Raw genomic sequence first — 21,946 nt, 5'->3', positions numbered from 1 at the left:
CTGAATAGAAAGTCATCGTTAGATGTGCCAAAGGATGGATGTCAGTAAGGGGCGGAAATTTAAAGGATTTAAAGTGAATACTATCAATCAACGCCTGACAACTTGAAAAATCCCTAAAGCTTCAGGCAAAAAGTGGCTATTTGATTCACAGTATAGTCAGAACCGATCGAATTCCCTAAATTTGTACGCTAGGGTGGAGATGGGTGGGACATCTGCTGGAAACTTTGAGGAATCCTTCCTAAGGAAAGCAAGAGTGTCCGTTCAGTGCTGACATTTATCACAAAATCTGGGAATCTTTATAGCTCCTAACAGTGGCCAAAAGGTATCATTCATGAGCGAATTTGTCCTAAAACAAGAAAATACAACAACTGAGCCCCAACAGGTGCCACAGGAACGAATTCGTCGCTTGGTGTGGAAACTGTGTGCCGCCACCTTGATTTTGATGGCAATAGGCAGTGCTACCCGCGTGATGAATGCTGGTCTGGCTTGCCCTGATTGGCCTTTGTGCTACGGGGAACTGGTGCCAACCAAGCAAATGAATTTTCAAGTGTTCTTGGAGTGGTTTCACAGGCTGGATGCAGCATTGATTGGGATTGGCGCGATCGCACTTGTGGCAATATCCTGGTGGTATCGTCAATTCCTACCTCGCTGGCTTCCTTGGGGATCGACATTTGCCTTATTTCTCATCGTTTTTCAAGGGATACTGGGCGGACTCACCGTAACAGAACTCTTGCGTTTTGATATTGTCACCGCCCACTTGGGAACAGCACTGTTGTTTTTCATAACTCTGTTGGTTATTGGCAGTACACTCACTCCCTATCAAGGGACTGGCACCGTTGGTCATTTACCATGGGTGGGGTTAACAGCGGCTGTTTTAGTGTACTTACAAAGTATATTAGGTGCCTTGGTAGGCTCTCGTTGGGCTTTACACCAGTGTTTTGGTGGCTCCCAACTGTGTGCTGTAATGTATAGCCATATTATTGGCGTGGTGCCGCCAACAGCAGCAACATTGGCTGTTGTTTTTCTCTCTTGGCGAACACCAGCATTGCATCCCACTTTACGGCGATTGGCAAATATAGCTGGTGGGTTGCTCATCATACAACTTTTGTTAGGAGTTGCAACATTTCGGTTGCACCTTCAAGTTGAACCACTTACAGTCTCTCACCAAGCTGTAGGAGCTTGTTTACTGGGTAGTTTGGTGGTTTTCACAGTTTTATCACTACGCGACTGGGCTAGTAGCCGTGGGATCAACTCTTACCCGGAGAGTACCAACGCAAACCCTACAAGCTAATTAGCTACTGGCTCTCATTGATTTGAGGTTTGAGATTTTGGCTTGGCACATCTAGTTATGACTTGTTGATTGTTAAAAGTTTCACAATTTTGGTGAAAACCCCACCCTATCTGTGGTACTTGTCCCTCTAACAGGTAGGGATCGTGTGGGGTGATTTGTTATGAGCAAATGCACAAAATTGACACAACAAGTTACACCATGAGTGGATTTTCTATTTTGGATTAAGGAAGTCTTGCTTGGATCTAATTTTACCCAACTATCTGTTGCATTCTTTTTCCAATTTAGTATGATTTCCACGCACCAAAATCTTAAACTCAAAATTCTAAGTTGGAGCATGAGAAGCAGATCAATTTGTTGAAACATAAGGAATTAGTGCCAAAATGATTGAGACTAATGTCTCTCGCCACCACCAAACATTTCTACAGGTTATTCATAGCTACTACCAGCTGACAAAACCCAGGATCATTCCCTTATTACTCATTACTACAGCTGGAAGTATGTGGATAGCAGCTAAAGGGGAGGTCAACCCATTGCTGTTGCTAGTCACACTCGCCGGTGGTACTTTGGCAGCTGCAAGCGCCCAAGTCATTAACTGCGTTTATGACCGCGATATCGACTATGACATGGAGAGGACACGCCATCGCCCTCTTCCTTCTGGTAAAGTACAGCCCCGCGATGCATTAATTTTTGCTCTGGTACTAGCTGTTATTTCTTTCACGTTACTTTCCGTTTTTGCTAACCTGCTAGCAGCCTTGCTAGCAATGTCTGGCATTGTGTTTTACGTACTGATTTACACGCATTTACTCAAACGTCACAGTACCCAAAATATTGTGATCGGTGGTGCGGCGGGTGCAATTCCTGCGTTAGTCGGTTGGGCAGCGGTAACCGGTACATTAAGCTGGGCTGCTTGGCTGCTCTTTGGGATCGTCTTCTTGTGGACACCGCCTCACTTTTGGTCGCTTGCTTTGATGATTCGAGATGACTACGCAAAGGTTGGCGTACCCATGCTTCCCGTCGTTGCTGGCACAAAACCAACAGTGCAGCAAATTTGGTACTACACCCTAGTGACCGTAGCAGCAACACTGTTGCTTGTTTATCCTCTACACCAAAGTGGAACAGTCTATACAGTCATTGCTCTTTGGCTGGGAGCCATATTTATACACAAAGCTTGGCTATTGCTTCACAATCCTGAAGACCGGACATTGGCAAAAGGATTGTTTCTCTACTCCATTTCTTACATGATGCTGTTATGCCTTGGCATGGTTGTTGATAGTTTGCCTGTTACACATCATGTTATTAATGCTGTTGTAGATAAGTTGCATCTACTTGTAGGCTAAAACTGGTAAAACTTGAGTGGAAATTTAAGAACGATAAGCACTCTTTCGGCTTGCGCTTCGCGATCGCACCTCAATCTCTGGGCGTGCGATCGTTCTTGTTGTCTAGTTTTTAGCGTTAAACTAGAAAAACAAAATGACGATTTCAACAGACGGAGAACAGTAAGCAAAATCATCGCTGTTAATTGAAAATGATACTAAAATCCCTCATAAAATAATTTCCTGCTTGAACGCTTAGAGTATATCTGAAAAATCTTTGCGAATAGAATTCGCTACTATACAAACAAAGTCCCTCCCTTGTTCGCCCTCCCTTGTTCGCCCTCCCTTGTTCGCCAGTCGCCAGGGCGTGGGAAACCCGCCTGCAGCGCTGGACTCACCAGTTCCCAGGGCGCGGGAAACCCGCCTACAGGGCTGGACTCACCGCCTGCGCGGACTAACAAAAAACCAAGGTACCGCAAACCCACGTAGGTGGGTTTTGCCTGTGTAGCCGCGAATTCTATTCGCTCAATTCATACAAAAAACCAAAATTCATAAAACCCACGTAGGTGGGTTTTGCCTGTGTAGCCGCGAATTCTATTCGCTCAATCCATACAAAAAATCAAAATTCATAAAACCCACGTAGGTGGGTTTTGTCTGTGTAGCTGCGAATTCTATTCGCTTAAATATTTTCCACAAAGGTATAATATCATGGCTCATTTAAATCTACGTCGCCCCGAAAATATTAATGGCGATTTTTATGTCGATACAAGTTGCATAGATTGCGATACCTGTCGTTGGATGGCTCCATCCGTATATACAGATGTTGGAGAACAGTCAGCAGTTTATCATCAACCAAAGAACGAGACTGAAAGATTGGCAGCACTTCAAGCTCTTTTATCTTGTCCAACTCATTCTATTGGCACAGTAGAAACACCGCAAGATATTAAAATTGCTCAACTCAGTTTTCCGATTCTAATAGACGATAACGTCTATCATTGCGGCTATCATTCGGAAAAATCTTATGGAGGCGCTAGTTACTTTATTCAACTTCCTGAAGGTAATGTTTTAGTAGATTCTCCTCAATTTGTACCTCCTTTAGTCAAAAGGTTGGAAAAAATGGGAGGAATTCGCTATATGTACTTAACTCATAAAGATGATGTTGCCGATCATCAAAAGTTTGCCGACCATTTTAAGTGCGATCGCATTCTCCATGCAGACGATATCACTACAGGAACTCGCGGTGTAGAAATACAGCTAACAGGTTTAGAACCCTTTTTACTGACTCCAGACTCATTGATTATTCCCGTTCCCGGTCATACTAAAGGACATACTGTTTTACTATACAAAAACAAATTTCTTTTTACTGGCGATCATTTGGCTTGGTCTGAAGATCTCAAACAGTTAGAAGCCTTCCGAGATTACACTTGGTATTCCTGGTCAGAACAAATTAAATCCATGCGTCAGCTTGCACATTACTCATTTGAATGGGTTTTACCCGGTCACGGGCGGAGATATCATGCCGATCCTGACACCATGCGCGAGCAAATGCGTAAGTGTATTGCTTTAATGACTGGGGACTAGGGCATGAAGACCGGGGACTGGAAACTACTTTCCCAGTCCCATTGTTCACAATCACTAGCGAAAGCAATAAAGTACTGGAGGTGTCGTACTTCTAAATTTTTGATATTTTAAAAGTCTCAATTTTAAACAAACATATATTGGACATCTTAAAATAGTCTACCTATGATGCTCATATAAGCACAAACGATTTGTGCCCGTCGCATAAATATAGCCACTTATTTTGCGATAATCACAGAACAAATGCATCATAGGGAAGATGACGGGACTGGGGAATAGCAAAATGTCAGAGAATTTTAGAAGTCAAGTTGTGACACAGGGAGTGCAGCGATCGCCAAATAGAGCCATGCTGCGTGCTGTTGGTTTTCAAGATGAGGATTTTACCAAGGCTATTGTTGGTATTGCCAACGGCTACAGTACTATTACTCCCTGTAACATGGGAATCAACAAACTGGCAGAACGAGCAGAAGCAGGAGTCCGAAGCGCCGGGGCAATGCCACAACTGTTTGGCACGATCACCATCAGCGATGGTATTTCTATGGGAACAGAGGGAATGAAATATTCCCTAGTATCGAGGGAAGTCATTGCTGATTCCATAGAAACCGCTTGCAACGGACAAAGTATGGATGGTGTCTTGGCAATTGGCGGTTGCGATAAGAATATGCCAGGAGCAATGATTGCTATTGCTCGCATGAATATTCCTGCCATCTTTGTTTATGGAGGAACTATCAAACCCGGACACTATAACGGAACGGATTTAACGGTTGTCAGTGTTTTTGAAGCGGTGGGGCAATATGTTGCTGATAAAATAGACGAAAATCATTTCATGGAAGTGGAGCGTAGAGCTTGCCCTGGTGCTGGATCTTGTGGTGGTATGTATACAGCAAACACCATGTCTAGTGCTATTGAAGCAATGGGGATGAGCTTGCCGTATTCTTCCACAATGGCAGCAGAAGATGAAGAAAAAGCTGATAGTACGGAAAAGTCAGCCTTTTTCCTAGTAGAAGCCATTCGCAAAAAAATCTTACCCAGCCAAATTATTACCCGCAAATCTATAGAAAATGCTATTTCTGTCATTATGGCAGTAGGTGGTTCTACAAATGCGGTGTTACATCTGCTAGCAATTTCTCGTGCTATGGGTGTAGAACTTTCCTTAGACGATTTTGAAACCATTCGCGCTCGCGTTCCCGTACTGTGCGATTTAAAACCAAGCGGTCGATATGTAGCAACAGACTTGCATAAAGTCGGTGGCATTCCGCAAGTCATGAAAATGTTACTCGCACACGATCTCCTTCATGGCGATTGCCTCACTATCACTGGAAAAACAGTGGCGGAAGTTCTCGCAGAGGTTCCTGAAGAACCACCTGCCAATCAAGATGTTATCCGTCCTTGGAACAATCCCATGTATCAACAAGGACATCTGGCTATCTTGAAGGGTAATTTGGCGACAGAAGGTTCTGTAGCAAAAATCACCGGGGTGAAGACACCAAAAATAACAGGACCGGCAAGAGTTTTTGAATCAGAAGAATCCTGCTTGGATGCAATTCTAGAAAAGAAAATTAACTCCGGAGACGTTATCGTGATCCGTTACGAAGGACCTAAAGGTGGTCCGGGAATGCGGGAAATGCTTGCTCCTACTTCAGCGCTCATTGGTGCTGGCTTGGGAGATTCTGTCGGGCTGATTACCGATGGTCGCTTTTCTGGTGGGACTTACGGTATGGTTGTCGGTCACGTTGCACCAGAAGCTGCTGTTGGAGGTGCGATCGCTCTGGTAGAAGAAGGCGATACTATCACAATTGATGCCCATGCTCGTTTGCTACAGTTACACGTCTCCGATGAAGAATTAGCACAGCGACGGGCTAAGTGGCAAGCACCTCCACCCCGTTACACAACTGGTGTGTTAGCAAAATATGCCAAGTTGGTGTCTTCTTGCAGTTTGGGTGCTGTCACAGATTTGGATTTGTTTTAAGTTGCCCTCACCCTAACACAGAGAGTAGGGAGTAGAGAATCCCTCGTTCCCAGGCTCCGCCTGGGAATGCATTTAGCGAGGCTCCGCCTCGCTTAGTTGGTTACTTTTTTCATCAGGTTCAAGCCAGTTTTCTACTTTTAAATTAGAAACGCGGGAAAATTCACGAACATTGGCGGTCACGAGAGTTAGACCAAGGCTTAAAGAATGGGCAGCAATTAATAAGTCATTACCTCCAATCGGTTTACCTTGCTGTTCTAAATCTGTGCGGATTTCCGCGTAATACTGCTCTATAGGATGAGTTAGGGGTAGTATTTCAATACTATCCAAAATGATTTTAAGTTTTTCTATGAGTTTTTGAGAATTCTTTTTGTTCGCTCCAAATCTTAATTCACAAGCTACTATAATACTTGTAAAAACTGTATCTTATCCGACGTTTTAAATTTTTGAAAATATAAATTCTCTAGGGTTTTTAATGAGTTCAGAAATGATGTTTTTATCTAACAAGTATAAATAACTCATTTTTAAAGCTCAATATTATCTAAAGGCAATAATCCTTCGTCCACATCGGCAAAATCTTCGTCCAATAGTTCAAGATTAGAAAGGGTTGCTAGGAGAGATTTTTTCTGAATAGGGGAAATGATGGCGTAGGGGACACCATTTTGTATGATAGTCAACTTTTCACCTGTTTTTTGAGCTTGGTTAATTAGGTTCTGGACGGTTTCAGGAAGCTCTGTAAGGGTAATTTGTTTCATGGTGGTTTCTAAAGTTAAGGTATGGAAATTGACCGCACATCTATTTTACCCATATTAGCTTTACAATCTAAAAATCGGGCGATTACCTTCTGCTCACCCATGGGCGGTATAGGAATAGTATATAGAGGTTCTAATTATGGTCCAAACCTTACCCAAAGTAGTAACTTATGAAGAATTTATTGAGTGGTTCCCCAGTGACGGTAAGCGGTACGAACTACACAATGGAGTAATTATTGAGATGGCACCACCAACCGGAGACCATGAAGATGTAGTTGGTTTTTTGACACGAAAAATAGGAATTGAATTCGATAGGCTGAATTTACCCTACAACATTCCAAAAACTGGGTTTGTTAAAACGCCCTCTGCCAAATCCGCTTACGCTCCCGATATTTTATTAATAAACCGCGATAACCTTGAAAATGAACCCCTGTGGAAAAAGGAATCGACTGTTACTCAAGCTGCATCAGTCATAATCGTCATTGAGGTTGTGTCTACAAACTGGCGCGACGATTATTATAAAAAATTTGCAGACTATGAAGAAATGGAAATTCCAGAATATTGGATTGTAGATTATAAAGCATTGGGGGCAAGGGAATTTATAGGAGACCCCAAGCAACCTACTATTTTTGTTTGCGAACTTGTTAACGGGGAATACGTGAAAAAAATATACCGAGCTAATGATACAGTCATTTCCCGCGCTCTACCTCAACTTAAACTCACCGCGCAACAGATTTTTGACTCGGCTCTACCACGATCGAATGACTGCTCGCTTCCTTCTCATTGAAGGAGAAGAACTAGGGAGAAGGAAAATAAAGCCAAGTAGCATATCTGCTACTCAACTTTTTGTTCAATCCAAAATTGTATTACCTCAACCAAGGGCGACTGACTTCTTCTAACTGCCTAACCTCATCATCAGCTAACTTCCAACCCAAAGCACCTGCATTTTGCCGTACTTGTTCGGCTGTTTTTGCTCCTGCAATGGGAATGACGTTACCTTGGGCAATTAACCAATTGAGGGCAACTTGGGCGGGAGTGCGTCCGTGCTTTTCTCCCAACTGACGCAATACGGATATGACGGGTTCGATCTTCAGCAAACCTTCTCGGCTAAATCGAGGGTCTATTCTCCTACCATCTTTAAAATCGTAAGTGCGCTCGCTTGTATACTTCCCTGTCAATAACCCCTGAGCGAGTGGGCTATATGCCAGTATTGTGACACCTAACTCGCGAGCCGTGTCAAAAATGCCATTGCTTTCAATTTGACGAGTCAGTAAGGAATAGCGGACTTGATTCACTGCTAAAGGCACTCCGCGAGCAGCTAATAACTGGTGAGCTTCTCGCATTTGCTGTTCTGAGTAATTACTAACACCAACAGCTTCAATTCTGCCTCGTTTCACCTCATCTGCTAGAGCGTTCATGAGAGTTTCTTGACTCATAAAAAATGCGAAAGGCCAATGAACTTGGTATAGAGCAACTCGCTCCACTTTCAGGCGTTTCAAGCTTTCTGTTAACGCATCAGCAACAGATTGACCCATAAATCGCCATGGTGCAGGACCGTATTTTGTAGCAATTTGCACCTGTTTATCAGTCTTCTGCGTGAATTCCCCTAAAAAGCTTTCAGACACTCCAAAACCATAAATTTCGGCAGTGTCAAAGAAGGTGACGCCCGCTTCTAATGCTGTATCAAAAGCTTCTTTTAACTCTTTTGCACCGTAGTTATTGCCATAATTCCAAAAAAGTTTATCACCCCAAGCCCAAGTTCCAATACAAAGGGGTGTTACGTTTGGGCCTTGCTGTCCTAGTGCGATTGTTTCCACAGTTAATTAAACTTTATATTTACATTTCTTTACACTCCAAGTGTAGCTTCTCAGAAATTGTTTCCGCACAGTCAATAGGTTGAGATAGGGTTATTCTGAATTAATATTGGGATCTATCGTTGGTAGTGGGTTATGGCAACCAGTGATTTTTCACCCAATCCTCAGTCAGATAAAGCAGCAAAGTTAGAATCATTGCCCAAGGTTAACCTATTCACGATGTTTCGCTTGGGCTTATTTCAGATGGGGTTGGGCATCATGTCGGTTCTCACCTTAGGAGTGCTGAATCGCATCATGATTAAAGAATTAGCAATTCCAGCTACACTTGTAGCGGGTACGATCGCAATGCACCAACTTGTAGCACCCACAAGGTTGTGGTTTGGACAATTATCTGATGCTAAACCTTTTTTAAACAATCACCGTACAGGTTACGTGTGGGTAGGTGCAGCACTATTTGCGATCGCAGCTTTTTTAGCGGTACAAGTGACTTGGCAACTAGGTGCTAGTTTTTATGCGGGAGGTTGGACGGCTCAAACCTACGGTTGGATTGCGCTGTTAGCCGGAATTTTTGCTTTCTATGGAGTGACACTAAGTTCGAGTTCCACACCCTTTGCAGCATTGCTAGTTGATGTTTCTGATGAAGATAATCGCTCTAAATTAGTTGGTATTGTTTGGTCAATGCTAATGGTAGGTATTGTGATTGGAGCAATTACAAGCTCAAAGTTACTACCTGCAGCCACGACTTGCCAAGAAACAGCAAGAGCGGTATCTTTATACAGCCAGCCCGAACAGCTAGCAGCATTGCAAAATTCTATAAACCGTCTGTTTTTCATTTTGCCAGCTGTGGTTTTTGGGTTGGCAGTGCTAGCTACAGCAGGTGTTGAAAAAAAATACTCCAGGTACGGCATTCGTTCGACAGTCACGCAACGAGAAGATCAAATTACTTTGGAAAAAGCACTTAAGGTGTTAACGGCTAGTCGGCAAACTGGTTTGTTTTTCACTTTTCTATTAGTGATGACTGTCAGTTTGTTTATGCAAGAAGCTGTGATGGAACCTTATGGTGGTGAAGTTTTTGGAATGTGTGTTGCTCAAACAACAAGACTTAATGCATTTTGGGGAACGGGAACGTTGATAGGTATTGCTTCAACGGGCTTTCTCATCGTGCCACGTCTGGGCAAACAAAAAACTGCCATGTTAGGATGTTTTGCTGTTGCTTTCACCATGGCATTTATCATTTCATCGGGATTTACAGGTAACGAGAAATTCCTACAAGGATCTTTACTGCTATTTGGTTTGGCATCAGGTGTAACCACAACAGGAGCGATTAGCCTGATGCTAGATTTAACTGCAGCGGAAACAGCCGGAACATTCATTGGTGCTTGGGGTTTAGCGCAGGCGATCGCAAGGGCATTAGCGACAGTGAGTGGTGGTGCAGTACTGGATGTGGGCAAATTTTTCTTTGCTCAAAAGGTACTGGCCTACAGTTTGGTGTTTGGGTTGCAAGCCATCGGAATGCTTCTTGCAATTTGGTTCTTGACCCGAGTGAATGTGAAAGAATTCCAGAACAATGCCAAGCAAGCGATTGCTTCTATTTTGGAAAGCGAGCTAGATTGATGTTATTTTGCTAATAGCTAATGGCTAATTGCTAATTGCTAACAGTGCTATTAGTAGGGTGGGCAATCTCCACCGCTTGCTGTCATGCGGCATAGCCTACCCTACGTCTTTAGGTCATTAAATGGCGGAAAGGGAGTCATTGCTAACAGTGCTATTAGCTATTAGCTATTAGCTATTAGCCAATTATTTGTATGAATGAATTTTGGACAACGATTATAGATTTTGCCCAAACAACCACAGCTAGGGTAGGGAAGCAGTTAATGCAAGATTTTGGGCGAGTACAAGCTTCCCAAAAAGACGATGGCACTTTGGTGACGCAATCGGATAAATGGGCAGATGGGGAAATTCGGAATGCGATCGCCGCTCTTTTTCCCGATTATGGCATTCTTACTGAAGAGAGTAATAAAGTTTTCCCCGGTACGGAATGGTGCTGGGTTATCGATCCTTTAGACGGTACAACCAACTTTACTCGTGGTATTCCCATTTGGGGAATTTCATTAGGTTTGCTATATCAGGGTACACCTGTTTTTGGCTACGTTTATTTTCCGCCCATAGGTGAAGCTTTCCACGGTTTTTGGAGGGGTACATCCGGGTTAGATTTGCCAAATGGAGCATTTCGCAATTATCAGCCTGTCCGCGCAAGCAACGACGATCCAAGTTACAATCATTTTTTCAACCTCTGTTCTCGCAGCACGTCGGTCATGCAAAAAGATTTTCCATGCAAAATCCGGATGCTAGGTGTGGCTAGCTACAATTTTCTGAGTGTTGCAGCAGGTGCGACGTTGGGTGGGGTTGAAGCGACACCAAAAATTTGGGATTTTGCTGGAGCTTGGGTGATTGTTCAAGCTGCAGGTGGTAGCTGGGTATCGCTCGACTCAGAACCTTTTCCTTTAAAATCGGGTGAAGATTATACAGCTCGTTCTTTCCCGACTCTGGTTGTGAGCCGTCAAGAATTGATTCCCATTTTTTCTCAATTTATAGTTAGTAGTTAGCGGTTGGTAAAGGCGCAAGGTATTGCGCCCGTAAACTTGGTTAGCAATTATTAACGACTAACTACTAACTAATAAAGCATAGGATTTGTTTTTGGTTGATAGTCCAAACAAGTTATGGCTTCTTCTGTATTAGCAATAGAAGGATGGACGGTGCATTTGAGGCGATAGTCATTGGTAAAGTACTGACACCCAACACAGGGAATTTGATGCATCTGCTTTGCTGCGCTCACGCTGTCTCTTGCTGCTGTCCAAAGACTCCAAGCGACGGTAATAGTTAATGACCAAGCACACAGAAAGCAAATAGGTACTATAAAAGGTTGAACTGCGTGAAATAAATAATTGAGTAGTTCGAGCACGGCAAGTCTCTATACAGATAATTAGTTAGGAGTTAGAAGTGACGCAAAAAAGAATGAAGTATGAAAAATCAGTTGATAGATGGATTCAGATTCCTCAACTTCGTAAGCCCTTTCGGCTCTAAAATTACCGATTTGTGTAGGGTGGGTACTGCTTACCATTCATTTTTAGCGGGCAGTGCCTACCCTATGTTTTTATGTAATTAAATGCCTAGAAGGGAGTATTTTCTTAACCCTCAATTTGTTGATGAATTTGACTTCATTCCTTATACTTCATACTTCACACTTTAATCGTCTGACTGTGGAGGTATAAATTAGATGCCAGCATGACCAATGGCTAAACCAGCAACAAGCATTCCTAACACGAGAAATGGCTGAGCACTGGCTTGGTATTTTACATCATTTTTTAATGGATCGCGCAAAAAATACATATCCTGAAATACGATTTGTGGAATAATGAGCAATGCAAGAATGGCTGCATATAAGTTCTCGTGAAGGTAGATGAGATAGGCTGCGGCTCCTGCTTGAAAAACGTCTATCATAATGACGCATATCCAGGCGGCTGCGGTTACGCCAAACATGACGGGTAGTGATTTTAATCCGAACTGGCGATCGCCTTCAACGCTTTTGAAGTCATTGACAATGGCAATTCCCAAACCTGCCAAACTATAAACTACGGTGAAAACTACGACTTTCCAATTGAGTTCGCCAAATAACGCATGACCGGTACACCAAGGTAAGGCGATATAACTAGCGCCAAGGGCGTAACCTCCAAACCACCCGTTTTGTTTTAGCTTGAGAGGGGGAGCAGAGTATATGTACGCTATGAAAGAACCAAATATAGCAAGCACGGTGATATTGGGGAAGTCATGACCAGCCCAAACATCCAATACGAATGCTAGACCAATACCAGCAATGAGTAAAACAAGAATTTGTGTAATGACTTGTGGTAAAGGAATTGCGCCTGAGGGAATGGGGCGATAAGGTTCGTTGACAGCATCAATTTCGCGATCGTAGTACTCATTGAGAGTTTGGGTATAACCTGCTAATATCGGTCCGGCTAACAACATACACGCTGCTGACTTTAACACGTTCTCCAATGTCCAGGTGTAGTTACCAGAAGAAGCTGCTCCACAAACGACGCCCCAGATTAAAGGAATCCAGGTAATGGGTTTCATCAGTTGCAGGCGGATTTTCCATATAGAGGTTTCCCCAGGCGCGGCTCCTTTCATACCTAGTAATTGCCTGGTTTTTGCACTGCGATCGGCAATTTTCCCTTCTTCTGTCTGTATTTCTGTGTCTGCAACTTGTGCTGAATTGGGGTCTGGGGTAATGGGTGTTGATTCAGTCATAATATTGGTTTGTTGATTGCTAATGGCTAATGGTTCATGGCTAATGGTGAGTCCAGAGAACAATACCTTTATGGGCATAGCTTGCGGCATCACGCACCGTACCGAAGGCATAGGGCTAACTGCACTAATAGCTATTAGCCATTAGCTATTAGCCATTAGCTGTTAGCCATTAGCTCTTCTCTAAAATGAGATTATCAAATAATTATTTTGAAACTTCGCACCAGTTATGGGTTTGCCACTGAGGGCGGGAGGAAGGGAGATATTCCTGCGTTGGTCTCCTGCTTCTATTGTGACTTCTGGTCCGTACTGGGTCAGTTTGACCTGTTTTTTGTCGAATCCCGGCAAAAATAAGCGTACTTGCTTCGCGTGTACGTCTATTTCAATGGGTTTGGGCGCTTTGACGGCTTGCTCTACAAAATTAGGTAGAGCATCTATCAGAGGTTGCCAGTCTCCCGTTTTGACATCAGGTACTACACTGACTGGGAGTGGAGTAAATTGTTCGCTCCAGTTAGTGGTTGTGTCGGATGATGTGAGGATAACTCCACCAACGGTTAGACCGATTTGTTGTGAACTGCCCCAAAGATAGCGCGTTGTTGCGACTTCAATGGGATCGTTGGTAGTGACGAGGAAAGCCGCAACTCTTTTTGGATCGGCAAGGGCAGCTTTTCCTTTGTCTAAAAAATTATTGACTTGGTTGGTTGGTTGGGCAAAGTTATCTGTTGTCCAATTGATGTTAAAAAAAGTACCAATGAGTGGTTGAATTAATGGGGATTCGGAAATTGTTTTTCCAAAATCGGAATTGACAAATAATTGTCGAAATCGCCTCACATACCAACTGAGGGACTCTGGCATTCCTAACATCCGCACGGTGGTGGTGTCTCCCATGCCATCATAGATGATAACGTCATATTTGCCGCTTTCATCGTACTCGCGGATTGCGTTTAAAGCGAGGGCGCTATCCATTCCTGGCAAAACTGCTAGTTCTTGACCGTATACTTCTTTCAAGATTGGGGTACGGAGGTATTGCGCTTCAAGTTTTTTGACTTCTTCCCAACTTCGTTCTAGCAGCACTGCAGCTTGCAGCTGTACGACCTGCAAATTGGGAGCGATTTCTAGGGGGTCAGGACCGAGAGTGGTGTCTAGCAGAATTGGCAGTGCTGGTTCCGCTTGTCCTGCTAGAAGTACGCGATTGCCTTGGCTGGCTAATAATTTGGCAGATGCGATCGCGACTTTTGTGCGAGCAGAACTGCCCTTTCCCAAAAATGTCAATATTAGGGACATTACTTGATTCCTATTGATACCGCCGATTCTTTCAACTCCAACTTAGCACTGGCTTATAGCTTGCTCATATATCCTTAGTTCTTATATGGCAAGCCCTCAAAGAGGGCATCTGCGCCAATAGCGAATGGGGATTGGTTTCCCTTTACTGCACAACTTTGATCTCGTCTTCAAAGAACCAAGTGGCGAAGTTATCATCAAATTTCACGACGACACCAACACCACGTCCATCGGTGACTTTGTAACCTTCAATTGTGCCAACTTGTCCGAGCCTTTTGGCAATAGGGGGAGAAACGCGATCGCGTAAACGGAAGACTTTAACCTTTTGTCCAATTTCCATGCTAGTTTACAAAACGATAAACCAAGACTCAGTTTAGCGGAATCTGGTACTTAGAGGGAGATGGTTAGTGGTTGGTAGTTAGTGGTTAGTTGTTAGTTGTTAGGGACTGCCATTATATAGAAGACGGGGGAGGACACCTATCCCACAAGATGTATAGTTTATTTCTTGGAAATTTCTATATCGTAGATAGCTACTCATGACTAGTACAGCAAGAGATAAACAAGCCTGTCCTTTAAAAACCTTTAAAAGCACATAATACAAGCTTTTACACCTTCTGCGTTCTCTCTTCAGCCCCCTGCCTTTTTGTACTAGAATGACATTAATCAATCAGTAGGTACAAGCCAATGTTTGTTACAGCGCAACAGTTAGCAGAGCAGTTACGATTATTGGGAATCAATCCTGACAACTTGCTATAGACATGGGACAATAACTTATACAATAGGAACTTTCATTGAAAGTCAGCTTCATTGAAAGAAATTAGGTGTGTAGGTAGTGAGCGAGGAAGCTGAAATTGATGCCGACAATGCGGAGAGTCATACGGAAGGTGGAAAAGCTAAGGCGCATTTTGCCCATTAGCGAGCAGTGGTGGGCAAAGTTTGACTTGCTGAGAACTTTAGTTAGGCGGGATCTAGAGGCCCGTTACAAAGGTTCTGTTTTAGGCAATTTTTGGCCTTTATTGAATCAGTTATCGCAATTAGCAATTTATGTTTATGTTTTCTCAATTGTCCTTAAAGTAAAATTAGACCTTAAAGGTTTACCGCAAAATAACTTTACTTTTGGTTTATGGCTGTTTGCTGGATTATTACCTTGGATAGCATTTAGTGGTGGTTTAATTCTGGCAGCTAGTTCGGTAGTGATACAACCAAACTTAGTCAAGAAGGTAGTTTTTCCCCTCAGTTTATTACCACTAGTGCCAGTTTTATCGACTTTTATTGAAAGTGCTTTTGGTTTAATGGCATTGATTTTTTTTGTAGCTTTACATACTCATACTCTTCACACTACCTTAGCACTTTTGCCGTTAATTTGGTTGACACAGTTATTGTTAACTTCAGGTTTGGGTTATTGGGCAGCAGGACTGACTGTATTTCTTCGAGACATACCACAGTCATTAAGTGTTATTTTAAACCTTTGGTTATACTTAACACCAATTATTTATCCTGCCAAAGCGATTCCAGAAAATTTTCGACCATGGGTGTTCTGGTTAAATCCCATGACAGCAGTTGGTGAAGTTTACAGGGACTTAGTTTTGGAGGGAGAGGTAAAGCACTGGGGTGAGTGGGCAGTTGCTTCAATAATTGCAATTATCATTTTTTCTAGTGGTTTGTGGTGTTACAAACGTCTCCGTCCTGCTTTTGCGGATGTATTATAAGCTTTGTCTAAAGCTTCCTTGAGAAGTTGGAACGTCGGTATAGTTTACGAGTTTTAAGGATTCGCAGTGGCAGTATGGGAGAAGAAATAGCAATTTCTTTAGAAAATGTTTCAAAGTGCTTTAAGCGCTATGCTCGTCCAATCGATCGATTAAAAGAGATATTGCTGCCTGGAAAAGCCTATGCTCAAGAATTTTGGGCTTTGCGCGACCTCTCTTTTGATGTTATGAAAGGCGAAACTATGGGTATCATTGGGCGTAACGGAGCAGGTAAGTCTACGCTGCTACAAGTGATTTGCGGCACATTGACACCAACAAGTGGAAAAGTCCAAGTCAATGGAAGAGTTGCAGCCTTATTGGAGTTAGGGGCTGGGTTTAACCCGGAGTTCACAGGACGCGAGAATGTCTATATGAATGGGGCGATTATGGGGCTTTCCAAGCAAGAGGTGGACTCTCGCTTCGATCGCATTGCTGCTTTTGCTGATATAGGAGATTTCATCGATCAGCCAGTTAAAACTTATTCAAGTGGGATGTATGTAAGATTGGCTTTTTCCTCTGCCATTCATGTTAATCCAGATATTCTCATTGTGGATGAGGCTTTATCTGTGGGGGATTTATTTTTTCAGGCAAAATGTATGGCGCGGATGCGACAAATGATGGATGCAGGAGTTACAGTACTTTTTGTAAGTCATGATACTAGTGCAGTCAAAACTCTTTGTCGTAAAGCAGTTTTATTGAATCATGGAGAATTGATTGGCTATGGTTTAGCTGACACAATTGTCGAACAGTATTTTACCATGAAGGTTGAAGGCGAACAATTTGTTATTAAACCAGTGCTTCCAGACATTTCTTCTAATTTTCAACCATTAGAAAATGACAAATTTTTATTAGATAGAAAATCTACATTTTCTCAGAATGAAGTTTTTAGAAAAAAAGCATCTTTTCAAAGAATTCAAAATGGCAAAGCAAATTTTGCTAATATACAAATTTTAGATGTTGAAGAAAAGGAAATTTCTAATCTTGATTACGAGCAAAAAATCATCTTGAGAATGGCTATTGAGATTCATGAGGACATTGAAGAATTGGCATACGGTTATCATATTAGGGATAAAAATGGAAGTGATATTGTCTATTCTGACAGTATAATTGAGGATAGAAATCTTAAATCGGTTAAACAAGGAGAGAAATACATTATAGACTGGCACTTTAAAATTTCCTTATGTCAAGGTATTTACAATATTGCTTGCGTTCTCTCAGTACCACTCATTCTTGAAATTGGCAAAGTAGATTTTTGCGACTTTGTACCATTAGCAGTTCAGTTTACTGTATCACCAAGAAAAGGATCTCGTTTATATGGCAGCGTGCATTGGGAAAATTGTGTGGACGTGCAAAAATATGAGACTTCAATGTTATGAGTAAATACAGCCTACCAGGAGTCACAACTTTTGAATATACAAAAATCGTAGGTATAGAAAATATAGAGTTTGGTAGTCATATAATTATTGACGATTTTGTATTTATTCATGCTAAGAAAACAATCAAAATAGGAAATTACGTTCATATCGCATCATTCACTTCAATAACCGGCGGTGAAAGCTTCGTTATGGAAGATTTTTCAGCACTATCGTCTGGGATTAGGATTCTTACTGGTTCAGATGATTTTAAAGAATGGGGATTTGGCAACTCTACATTAGACGAAAAATATAGAAATGTTAAGCGAAGACCGATTCACATAGGTAAATTCGTAGTTGTTGGTGCCAACAGTGTCATTCTTCCCGGTGTGACTGTTGGTGAAGGTGCTACAGTGGGGGCTGGTTCTGTCGTTACTAGAAATTTAGAACCTTGGGGAATTTATATCGGAAATAAAAAAATTGGAGAGAGAGATAAAGCAGGGGTTTTGAAAAATTACGAAAAATATTTGCTAGAACAAAACAGCGTTTCAGATAGCGGTTTAATTAACAATGAGTCGAAATCAACCCTTTGAACAACCAATCTATGTAACTCGTCCCCTGCTACCAGATTTAGAAAAATTTAACGATAAGCTTAAGGAAATTTGGAACAGTAAATGGCTGACAAATAATGGACTGCAACATCAACAACTTGAGAAACAGTTGCAGGAATTCCTCAAAGTTCCTTATTTGTCATTATTTAATAATGGTACAGTAGCTCTGATAGTTGGTTGTCAAAGCTTGCGTCTCTCTGGAGAAGTGATTACTACTCCTTTTACCTTCCCGGCTACCCCTCACGTATTAACCTGGAACAACATCAAACCAATCTTTTGTGACATCGATCCAGTGACGATGAATATAGACGCTAGTAAGATTGAGTCGATGATTACCCCGGAGACTACGGCAATTTTGGGAGTTCATGTCTATGGTACTCCTTGTGATGTGGTCGCAATCCAGAATATCGCTAACAAGTATGGTTTAAAAGTCGTTTATGATGCGGCTCACGCTTTTGGGGTAGAAATCAACGGAGTGGGCATAGGTAACTTTGGTGACTTGTCAATGATGAGCTTACACGCCACTAAACTGTTTCATACAGCTGAGGGAGGCGTCTTGCTGTTTGCTGCACCTCATTTGAAAACAAGTGTTGACTTGTTGAAAAATTTTGGTATTAAAAACGAAGAAGAAGTGGTTATGCCTGGAATCAACGGTAAGATGAATGAAATTCAGGCAGCTTTAGGTCTAGTTTTATTGGACTATGTGGAGGAAGAAAGAAGTAAGCGACAGCGATTGGTAGATACTTATCGCAGATGTTTACAAAGTATTCCTGGAATTACGCTTTTACCACAACTGCCCGGTGTTACCAGTAGTTACCAGTATTTTGTAATTCGGATTGAACCGGAACTTTTTGGTGTTGACAGAGACTATATATATAATCAACTCAAAAAATATAATATTTTCACGCGCAAATATTTCTATCCGTTGTGTAGCGATTACGCCTGCTATAAGCATTTGCCTTCTGCAAATAGTGCTAACCTTCCTGTGGCAAATGTCGTAGCAAAACAAGTTTTATCATTACCCTTGTATGGCAACTTAACTACGGATGATATTGAAAGAATTTGCGCTATCTTGACTGCTATAGGATGTAAGAAAAATGAGTTTTAATCAGCCGCTAGTATCTATCATTCTAACTTCTTACAACTATGACAAGTACATAGGTCAGACAATAGAATCGGTACTATCTCAGTCTTATCAAAATTGGGAACTGATCGTTAGTGATGATGGCTCTAGGGATCGCTCTTTAGAAATTATCTACTCTTATCAAGATAATAGAATTCAAGTCTTGACCTCTGAAACAAATCAGGGTGCAGGTCAAGCATACAACAAAGCTTATGCACTTTGTCAAGGCAAGTATATTTGCAGTTTAGATTCAGATGACTACATTGCACCTGATAAACTGGAAAAGCAAGTAGCATTTTTGGAATCACACCCTGAAACTGATATTTTGGGAACATTTATTATTGAAATTAACGCCAAAAGCCAAATTATTCATGAAACGCATGAAGCATGGTTTAATCAAGATCTAAATCTCAATTACCCTGAGAACTGGATATGGCGAAATCATTTATGCCACTCATCAATGATGATGAGAAAAGAACTGCATGACCGTGTTGGGTTGTTCAACAATCAACTCATTCATACACCTGATTATGAATTTTGGATTAGATGTTTTGTAAGTCAATGTCACTTTGATATTTTAACAGAAAATCTAACTTTTTACCGATCTCATGGAGAAAACATTACTCATAAAAATCCTCCAAGAGCTTTTTTGGAAACGGCATATATTTTTGTAAAATATTTTAAACGTTTTTTAGTAGAAAAACAAAGAAACGATTTAATTAATCAGTACGTGTTCCTTTTTTTAAAAAATGAAAACTATTCTAATGCGAGCATTACCATCAAATCTAATTTGTTACAACAGTTGGTTTGTACTGAAGCTGTAAAATTTCAGGACTTTGACTCTTTTGCTCAAATTTTGCAAAACTCCTCAAATCATAGCTTGCTGGTTAATTTGTTGGATGAATATAAATTGCAAGTAGATGGCACGCAAGTTCAATTGCAAGATACTCGATCTCAATTAAACCATTTACTAGTCAGGATACAAAAACTTCAGGAAGACAAAGACTGGCTGCAATCCCAGTATAATGTTTGGCAGCAAAAGGCAAAGGAATCCCAACGCGCATGGGAGGAATCACGACTGAGCGTACAAGAACTTCAAGAAGGTAAAGACTGGCTGCAATCCCAGTATAATGTTTGGCAGCAAAAGGCAAAGGAAGCTCAACGCGCATGGGAGGAATCACGACTGAGCGTACAAGAACTTCAAGAAGGTAAAGACTGGCTGCAATCCCAGTATAATGTTTGGCAGCAAAAGGCAAAGGAAGCTCAACGCGCATGGGAGAAATCACAACTGAGCGTACAGGAACTTCAGGAAGGCAAAGACTGGTTGCAATCCCAGTACAATATTTGGCGACAAAAGGCAGAGGAGTCTCACACACAAGTCGAAAGATTACAATTGCAGTTACAACAAGCACAAGCTGAACTAGAGCGATCGCAATCTCATCTGCAACAAGCACAAGCTGAACTAGAGCGATCGCAATCTCATCTGCAACAAACACAAGCTGAACTAGAGGAGTTGTATGAGACTTTTAAAAAATTGGAAAATAGTAAATTATGGAAATTGAATAAAGTTTGGCACTCCTTGAAAGCAAGGATTTTTCAAAAAATAACTTGAGTCACAAAAGTATGAATAACTTAGAAGAACAAGACTTAAATAGTATAAACAATCAAACCAATCGTTATGCAAAAGATTGGAATCAATATAGTCAAACGTGGGAGGAAGAATTTGGCAATAAATATTCTTATTTAGGTGAAGAATGGAACGATGACGATACGCTAGAACGAAAGCGAGATAATTTTTATTTTACCATGTATGCCGAGCGCTTTCTTAGAGCGGAACAGACTGTTTTAGAAGTAGGACCTGGTGGTGGAAAGTGGACTGTTCGAATAGCGCCAAAAGTCAAAAAACTTATTGTTTTAGATGTCTCTGAAGAGATGTTGAAAAGAACGAAGGAGCGTTGTGAGTCTTTAGGAATCTTTAATGTTGAGTATGTACTAGCCAACGGTTTTGATTTTCATCAAATTCCCAATGAAAGCATAGATTTTTTCTTTAGCTTTGATGTATTTGTGCATATTGCCTTAGAAGATACATTTCCATATACCCAAGAAATTTATCGCGTTCTTACTCCGGGTGCGGAGGGTGTATGTCATTATGCGATAAACTCCGTTCCAGAATCTTGGGAAAGGATTGAAGAGAATAATCAATGGTATCAAGGTGGTAAATGTACTTTAGGGCAGTATTATTACCATAGTCCCGACTCTTTACGGAGAATGGTGGAGTATTGCCAACTGATAATGAAAGAGCAGCACCAAGAAGCTTGGAATTGTGTGTGTGTCTTCCAAAAACCTAAAAAAGTTAAACGAACTTCATCTCAATCTCAAGACAATTCTCGTGAGATTGAGCAATTGGAATTGAAACTGCAACAAACGCAGGAAAAACTGAAACACTCCCAGTCTCTTGTCAAAGAACTACAAAATAGTAAAATTTGGCTGCAATCTCAATACGAGATTTGGAAACAGCAAGCAGAAGAAAATCAAAGACAATGGGAAGACTCACAAGCTTGGATACAAAAACTTCAAGCAGGTAAAGAGTGGCTTGAAATCCAGTATCATAATTGGAAGCAAAAAGCAGAGGAGGCTCAGCCACAGATTGAAAGATTAGAATTCCAGTTACAACAAACCCAAGCTAAATTAGAGCAATCGCTAGAGCGACTACAGCAAATTCAGGTAGAACAACAGCATTCACAATCTAACTCCAATAAACTCCTCTAGAACTAGAGTGCTTGTCAACAAAAAGCACCGAAACTTAAGAACA

At 41.6% G+C, this 21,946-nt stretch carries 19 protein-coding genes and 1 pseudogene; 13 read left to right on the top strand and 7 right to left on the bottom strand.

Annotated features, from left to right (window positions below; all coding sequences use genetic code 11):
• Positions 1–331 precede the first annotated feature (331 nt).
• The 4 genes from HC643_RS24650 (at position 332) to ilvD (ending at position 6,151) form a co-directional block, all read left to right on the top strand.
• Positions 332–1,291 carry a COX15/CtaA family protein gene (locus tag HC643_RS24650; RefSeq protein WP_038089821.1) on the top strand — a complete coding sequence of 320 codons (960 nt, stop codon included), beginning with the start codon at positions 332–334 and terminating at the stop codon, positions 1,289–1,291.
• A gap of 380 nt (positions 1,292–1,671) precedes the next feature.
• Complete coding sequence (locus HC643_RS24645; RefSeq protein ID WP_038089820.1) at positions 1,672–2,628, top strand: heme o synthase; 957 nt, start codon at positions 1,672–1,674, stop codon at positions 2,626–2,628.
• Positions 2,629–3,312: 684 nt separating this feature from the next.
• Positions 3,313–4,185 carry an MBL fold metallo-hydrolase gene (locus HC643_RS24640; protein ID WP_038089816.1) on the top strand — a complete coding sequence of 291 codons (873 nt, stop codon included), beginning with the start codon at positions 3,313–3,315 and terminating at the stop codon, positions 4,183–4,185.
• A gap of 280 nt (positions 4,186–4,465) precedes the next feature.
• Complete coding sequence (gene ilvD, locus HC643_RS24635; RefSeq protein ID WP_038089998.1) at positions 4,466–6,151, top strand: dihydroxy-acid dehydratase; 1,686 nt, start codon at positions 4,466–4,468, stop codon at positions 6,149–6,151.
• Between the two features lie 72 nt (positions 6,152–6,223).
• Here the strand turns inward: ilvD and HC643_RS24630 are convergent.
• Together HC643_RS24630 and HC643_RS24625 are read right to left on the bottom strand one after the other, a co-directional pair.
• A pseudogene (locus tag HC643_RS24630) lies at positions 6,224–6,559 on the bottom strand (PIN domain-containing protein); the annotation flags it as partial.
• 113 nt (positions 6,560–6,672) lie between these two features.
• Positions 6,673–6,903 carry a type II toxin-antitoxin system Phd/YefM family antitoxin gene (locus HC643_RS24625; protein ID WP_038089814.1) on the bottom strand — a complete coding sequence of 77 codons (231 nt, stop codon included), beginning with the start codon at positions 6,901–6,903 and terminating at the stop codon, positions 6,673–6,675.
• A 136-nt stretch (positions 6,904–7,039) separates the two neighbouring features.
• On the opposite strand from HC643_RS24625, the gene HC643_RS24620 reads away from it, so the two are divergent.
• On the top strand, positions 7,040–7,687 hold the full coding sequence (locus tag HC643_RS24620; RefSeq protein WP_038089811.1) for a Uma2 family endonuclease: 648 nt from the start codon (positions 7,040–7,042) through the stop codon (positions 7,685–7,687).
• A 79-nt stretch (positions 7,688–7,766) separates the two neighbouring features.
• Here the strand turns inward: HC643_RS24620 and HC643_RS24615 are convergent, their stop codons facing one another.
• Positions 7,767–8,717 (bottom strand): aldo/keto reductase, encoded by a 951-nt coding sequence (locus tag HC643_RS24615; protein WP_038089808.1) that lies wholly within the window; start codon positions 8,715–8,717, stop codon positions 7,767–7,769.
• Between the two features lie 132 nt (positions 8,718–8,849).
• Here HC643_RS24615 and HC643_RS24610 point away from each other — a divergent pair, with 132 nt between their 5' ends.
• Together HC643_RS24610 and HC643_RS24605 are read left to right on the top strand one after the other, a co-directional pair.
• Complete coding sequence (locus HC643_RS24610) at positions 8,850–10,328, top strand: BCD family MFS transporter (protein WP_050045200.1); 1,479 nt, start codon at positions 8,850–8,852, stop codon at positions 10,326–10,328.
• 191 nt (positions 10,329–10,519) lie between these two features.
• Positions 10,520–11,320, top strand: coding sequence for an inositol monophosphatase family protein (locus HC643_RS24605; protein ID WP_038089805.1), 801 nt, complete (start codon positions 10,520–10,522; stop codon positions 11,318–11,320).
• A 68-nt stretch (positions 11,321–11,388) separates the two neighbouring features.
• On the opposite strand, the gene HC643_RS24600 is transcribed toward HC643_RS24605, so the two are convergent.
• From HC643_RS24600 to petP, 4 genes are all read right to left on the bottom strand, one after another.
• Positions 11,389–11,676: a hypothetical protein gene (locus HC643_RS24600; RefSeq protein WP_050045201.1), complete on the bottom strand. Its 288-nt coding sequence runs from the start codon at positions 11,674–11,676 to the stop codon at positions 11,389–11,391.
• A 311-nt stretch (positions 11,677–11,987) separates the two neighbouring features.
• Positions 11,988–13,025 carry a chlorophyll synthase ChlG gene (gene chlG, locus HC643_RS24595; protein WP_038089803.1) on the bottom strand — a complete coding sequence of 346 codons (1,038 nt, stop codon included), beginning with the start codon at positions 13,023–13,025 and terminating at the stop codon, positions 11,988–11,990.
• Between the two features lie 180 nt (positions 13,026–13,205).
• Entirely contained in the window at positions 13,206–14,306 is a 1,101-nt protein-coding gene (locus tag HC643_RS24590; protein ID WP_038089800.1) for a Get3/ArsA fold putative tail anchor-mediating ATPase NosAFP, read from the bottom strand.
• 142 nt (positions 14,307–14,448) lie between these two features.
• Entirely contained in the window at positions 14,449–14,643 is a 195-nt protein-coding gene (petP, locus tag HC643_RS24585; protein ID WP_038089797.1) for a cytochrome b6f subunit PetP, read from the bottom strand.
• A 523-nt stretch (positions 14,644–15,166) separates the two neighbouring features.
• Here petP and HC643_RS24580 point away from each other — a divergent pair.
• The 6 genes from HC643_RS24580 to HC643_RS24555 all read left to right on the top strand — a co-directional run bounded on the left by HC643_RS24580 (position 15,167) and on the right by HC643_RS24555 (position 21,903).
• Complete coding sequence (locus HC643_RS24580; protein ID WP_038089794.1) at positions 15,167–16,012, top strand: ABC transporter permease; 846 nt, start codon at positions 15,167–15,169, stop codon at positions 16,010–16,012.
• Positions 16,013–16,086: 74 nt separating this feature from the next.
• Entirely contained in the window at positions 16,087–17,424 is a 1,338-nt protein-coding gene (locus tag HC643_RS24575; RefSeq protein ID WP_038089791.1) for an ABC transporter ATP-binding protein, read from the top strand.
• Complete coding sequence (locus HC643_RS24570; RefSeq protein WP_038089788.1) at positions 17,421–17,993, top strand: acyltransferase; 573 nt, start codon at positions 17,421–17,423, stop codon at positions 17,991–17,993. Before HC643_RS24575 ends, HC643_RS24570 begins: the two co-directional genes overlap by 4 nt.
• Complete coding sequence (locus tag HC643_RS24565) at positions 17,971–19,119, top strand: DegT/DnrJ/EryC1/StrS family aminotransferase (protein ID WP_038089784.1); 1,149 nt, start codon at positions 17,971–17,973, stop codon at positions 19,117–19,119. Before HC643_RS24570 ends, HC643_RS24565 begins: the two co-directional genes overlap by 23 nt.
• Positions 19,109–20,746, top strand: a complete 1,638-nt coding sequence (locus HC643_RS24560) for a glycosyltransferase (RefSeq protein WP_167844746.1) — start codon at positions 19,109–19,111, stop codon at positions 20,744–20,746. The genes HC643_RS24565 and HC643_RS24560 overlap by 11 nt, the downstream gene beginning before the upstream one ends.
• An 11-nt stretch (positions 20,747–20,757) precedes the next feature.
• Positions 20,758–21,903, top strand: coding sequence for a class I SAM-dependent methyltransferase (locus HC643_RS24555; protein WP_038089781.1), 1,146 nt, complete (start codon positions 20,758–20,760; stop codon positions 21,901–21,903).
• Positions 21,904–21,946: the final 43 nt, after the last annotated feature.

The organism is Tolypothrix bouteillei VB521301, from assembly GCF_000760695.4.
GTDB classification, from domain to species: domain Bacteria; phylum Cyanobacteriota; class Cyanobacteriia; order Cyanobacteriales; family Nostocaceae; genus Scytonema; species Scytonema bouteillei_A.
The sequence above is the reverse complement of the archived record's forward strand: the minus strand, read 5'-3'. Positions and strand labels throughout refer to the sequence as shown.

Bases quoted from the DNA above. Each gene is read 5' to 3' on its own strand.
- HC643_RS24650 (WP_038089821.1), top strand. From the start codon at position 332: ATGAGCGAATTTGTCCTAAAACAAGAAAATACAACAACTGAGCCCCAA.
- HC643_RS24645 (WP_038089820.1), top strand. From the start codon at position 1,672: ATGATTGAGACTAATGTCTCTCGCCACCACCAAACATTTCTACAGGTT.
- HC643_RS24640 (WP_038089816.1), top strand. From the start codon at position 3,313: ATGGCTCATTTAAATCTACGTCGCCCCGAAAATATTAATGGCGATTTT.
- ilvD (WP_038089998.1), top strand. From the start codon at position 4,466: ATGTCAGAGAATTTTAGAAGTCAAGTTGTGACACAGGGAGTGCAGCGA.
- HC643_RS24625 (WP_038089814.1), bottom strand. From the start codon at position 6,903: ATGAAACAAATTACCCTTACAGAGCTTCCTGAAACCGTCCAGAACCTA.
- HC643_RS24620 (WP_038089811.1), top strand. From the start codon at position 7,040: ATGGTCCAAACCTTACCCAAAGTAGTAACTTATGAAGAATTTATTGAG.
- HC643_RS24610 (WP_050045200.1), top strand. From the start codon at position 8,850: ATGGCAACCAGTGATTTTTCACCCAATCCTCAGTCAGATAAAGCAGCA.
- HC643_RS24605 (WP_038089805.1), top strand. From the start codon at position 10,520: ATGAATGAATTTTGGACAACGATTATAGATTTTGCCCAAACAACCACA.
- chlG (WP_038089803.1), bottom strand. From the start codon at position 13,025: ATGACTGAATCAACACCCATTACCCCAGACCCCAATTCAGCACAAGTT.
- HC643_RS24590 (WP_038089800.1), bottom strand. From the start codon at position 14,306: ATGTCCCTAATATTGACATTTTTGGGAAAGGGCAGTTCTGCTCGCACA.
- petP (WP_038089797.1), bottom strand. From the start codon at position 14,643: ATGGAAATTGGACAAAAGGTTAAAGTCTTCCGTTTACGCGATCGCGTT.
- HC643_RS24580 (WP_038089794.1), top strand. From the start codon at position 15,167: ATGCGGAGAGTCATACGGAAGGTGGAAAAGCTAAGGCGCATTTTGCCC.
- HC643_RS24575 (WP_038089791.1), top strand. From the start codon at position 16,087: ATGGGAGAAGAAATAGCAATTTCTTTAGAAAATGTTTCAAAGTGCTTT.
- HC643_RS24570 (WP_038089788.1), top strand. From the start codon at position 17,421: ATGAGTAAATACAGCCTACCAGGAGTCACAACTTTTGAATATACAAAA.
- HC643_RS24565 (WP_038089784.1), top strand. From the start codon at position 17,971: ATGAGTCGAAATCAACCCTTTGAACAACCAATCTATGTAACTCGTCCC.
- HC643_RS24560 (WP_167844746.1), top strand. From the start codon at position 19,109: ATGAGTTTTAATCAGCCGCTAGTATCTATCATTCTAACTTCTTACAAC.
- HC643_RS24555 (WP_038089781.1), top strand. From the start codon at position 20,758: ATGAATAACTTAGAAGAACAAGACTTAAATAGTATAAACAATCAAACC.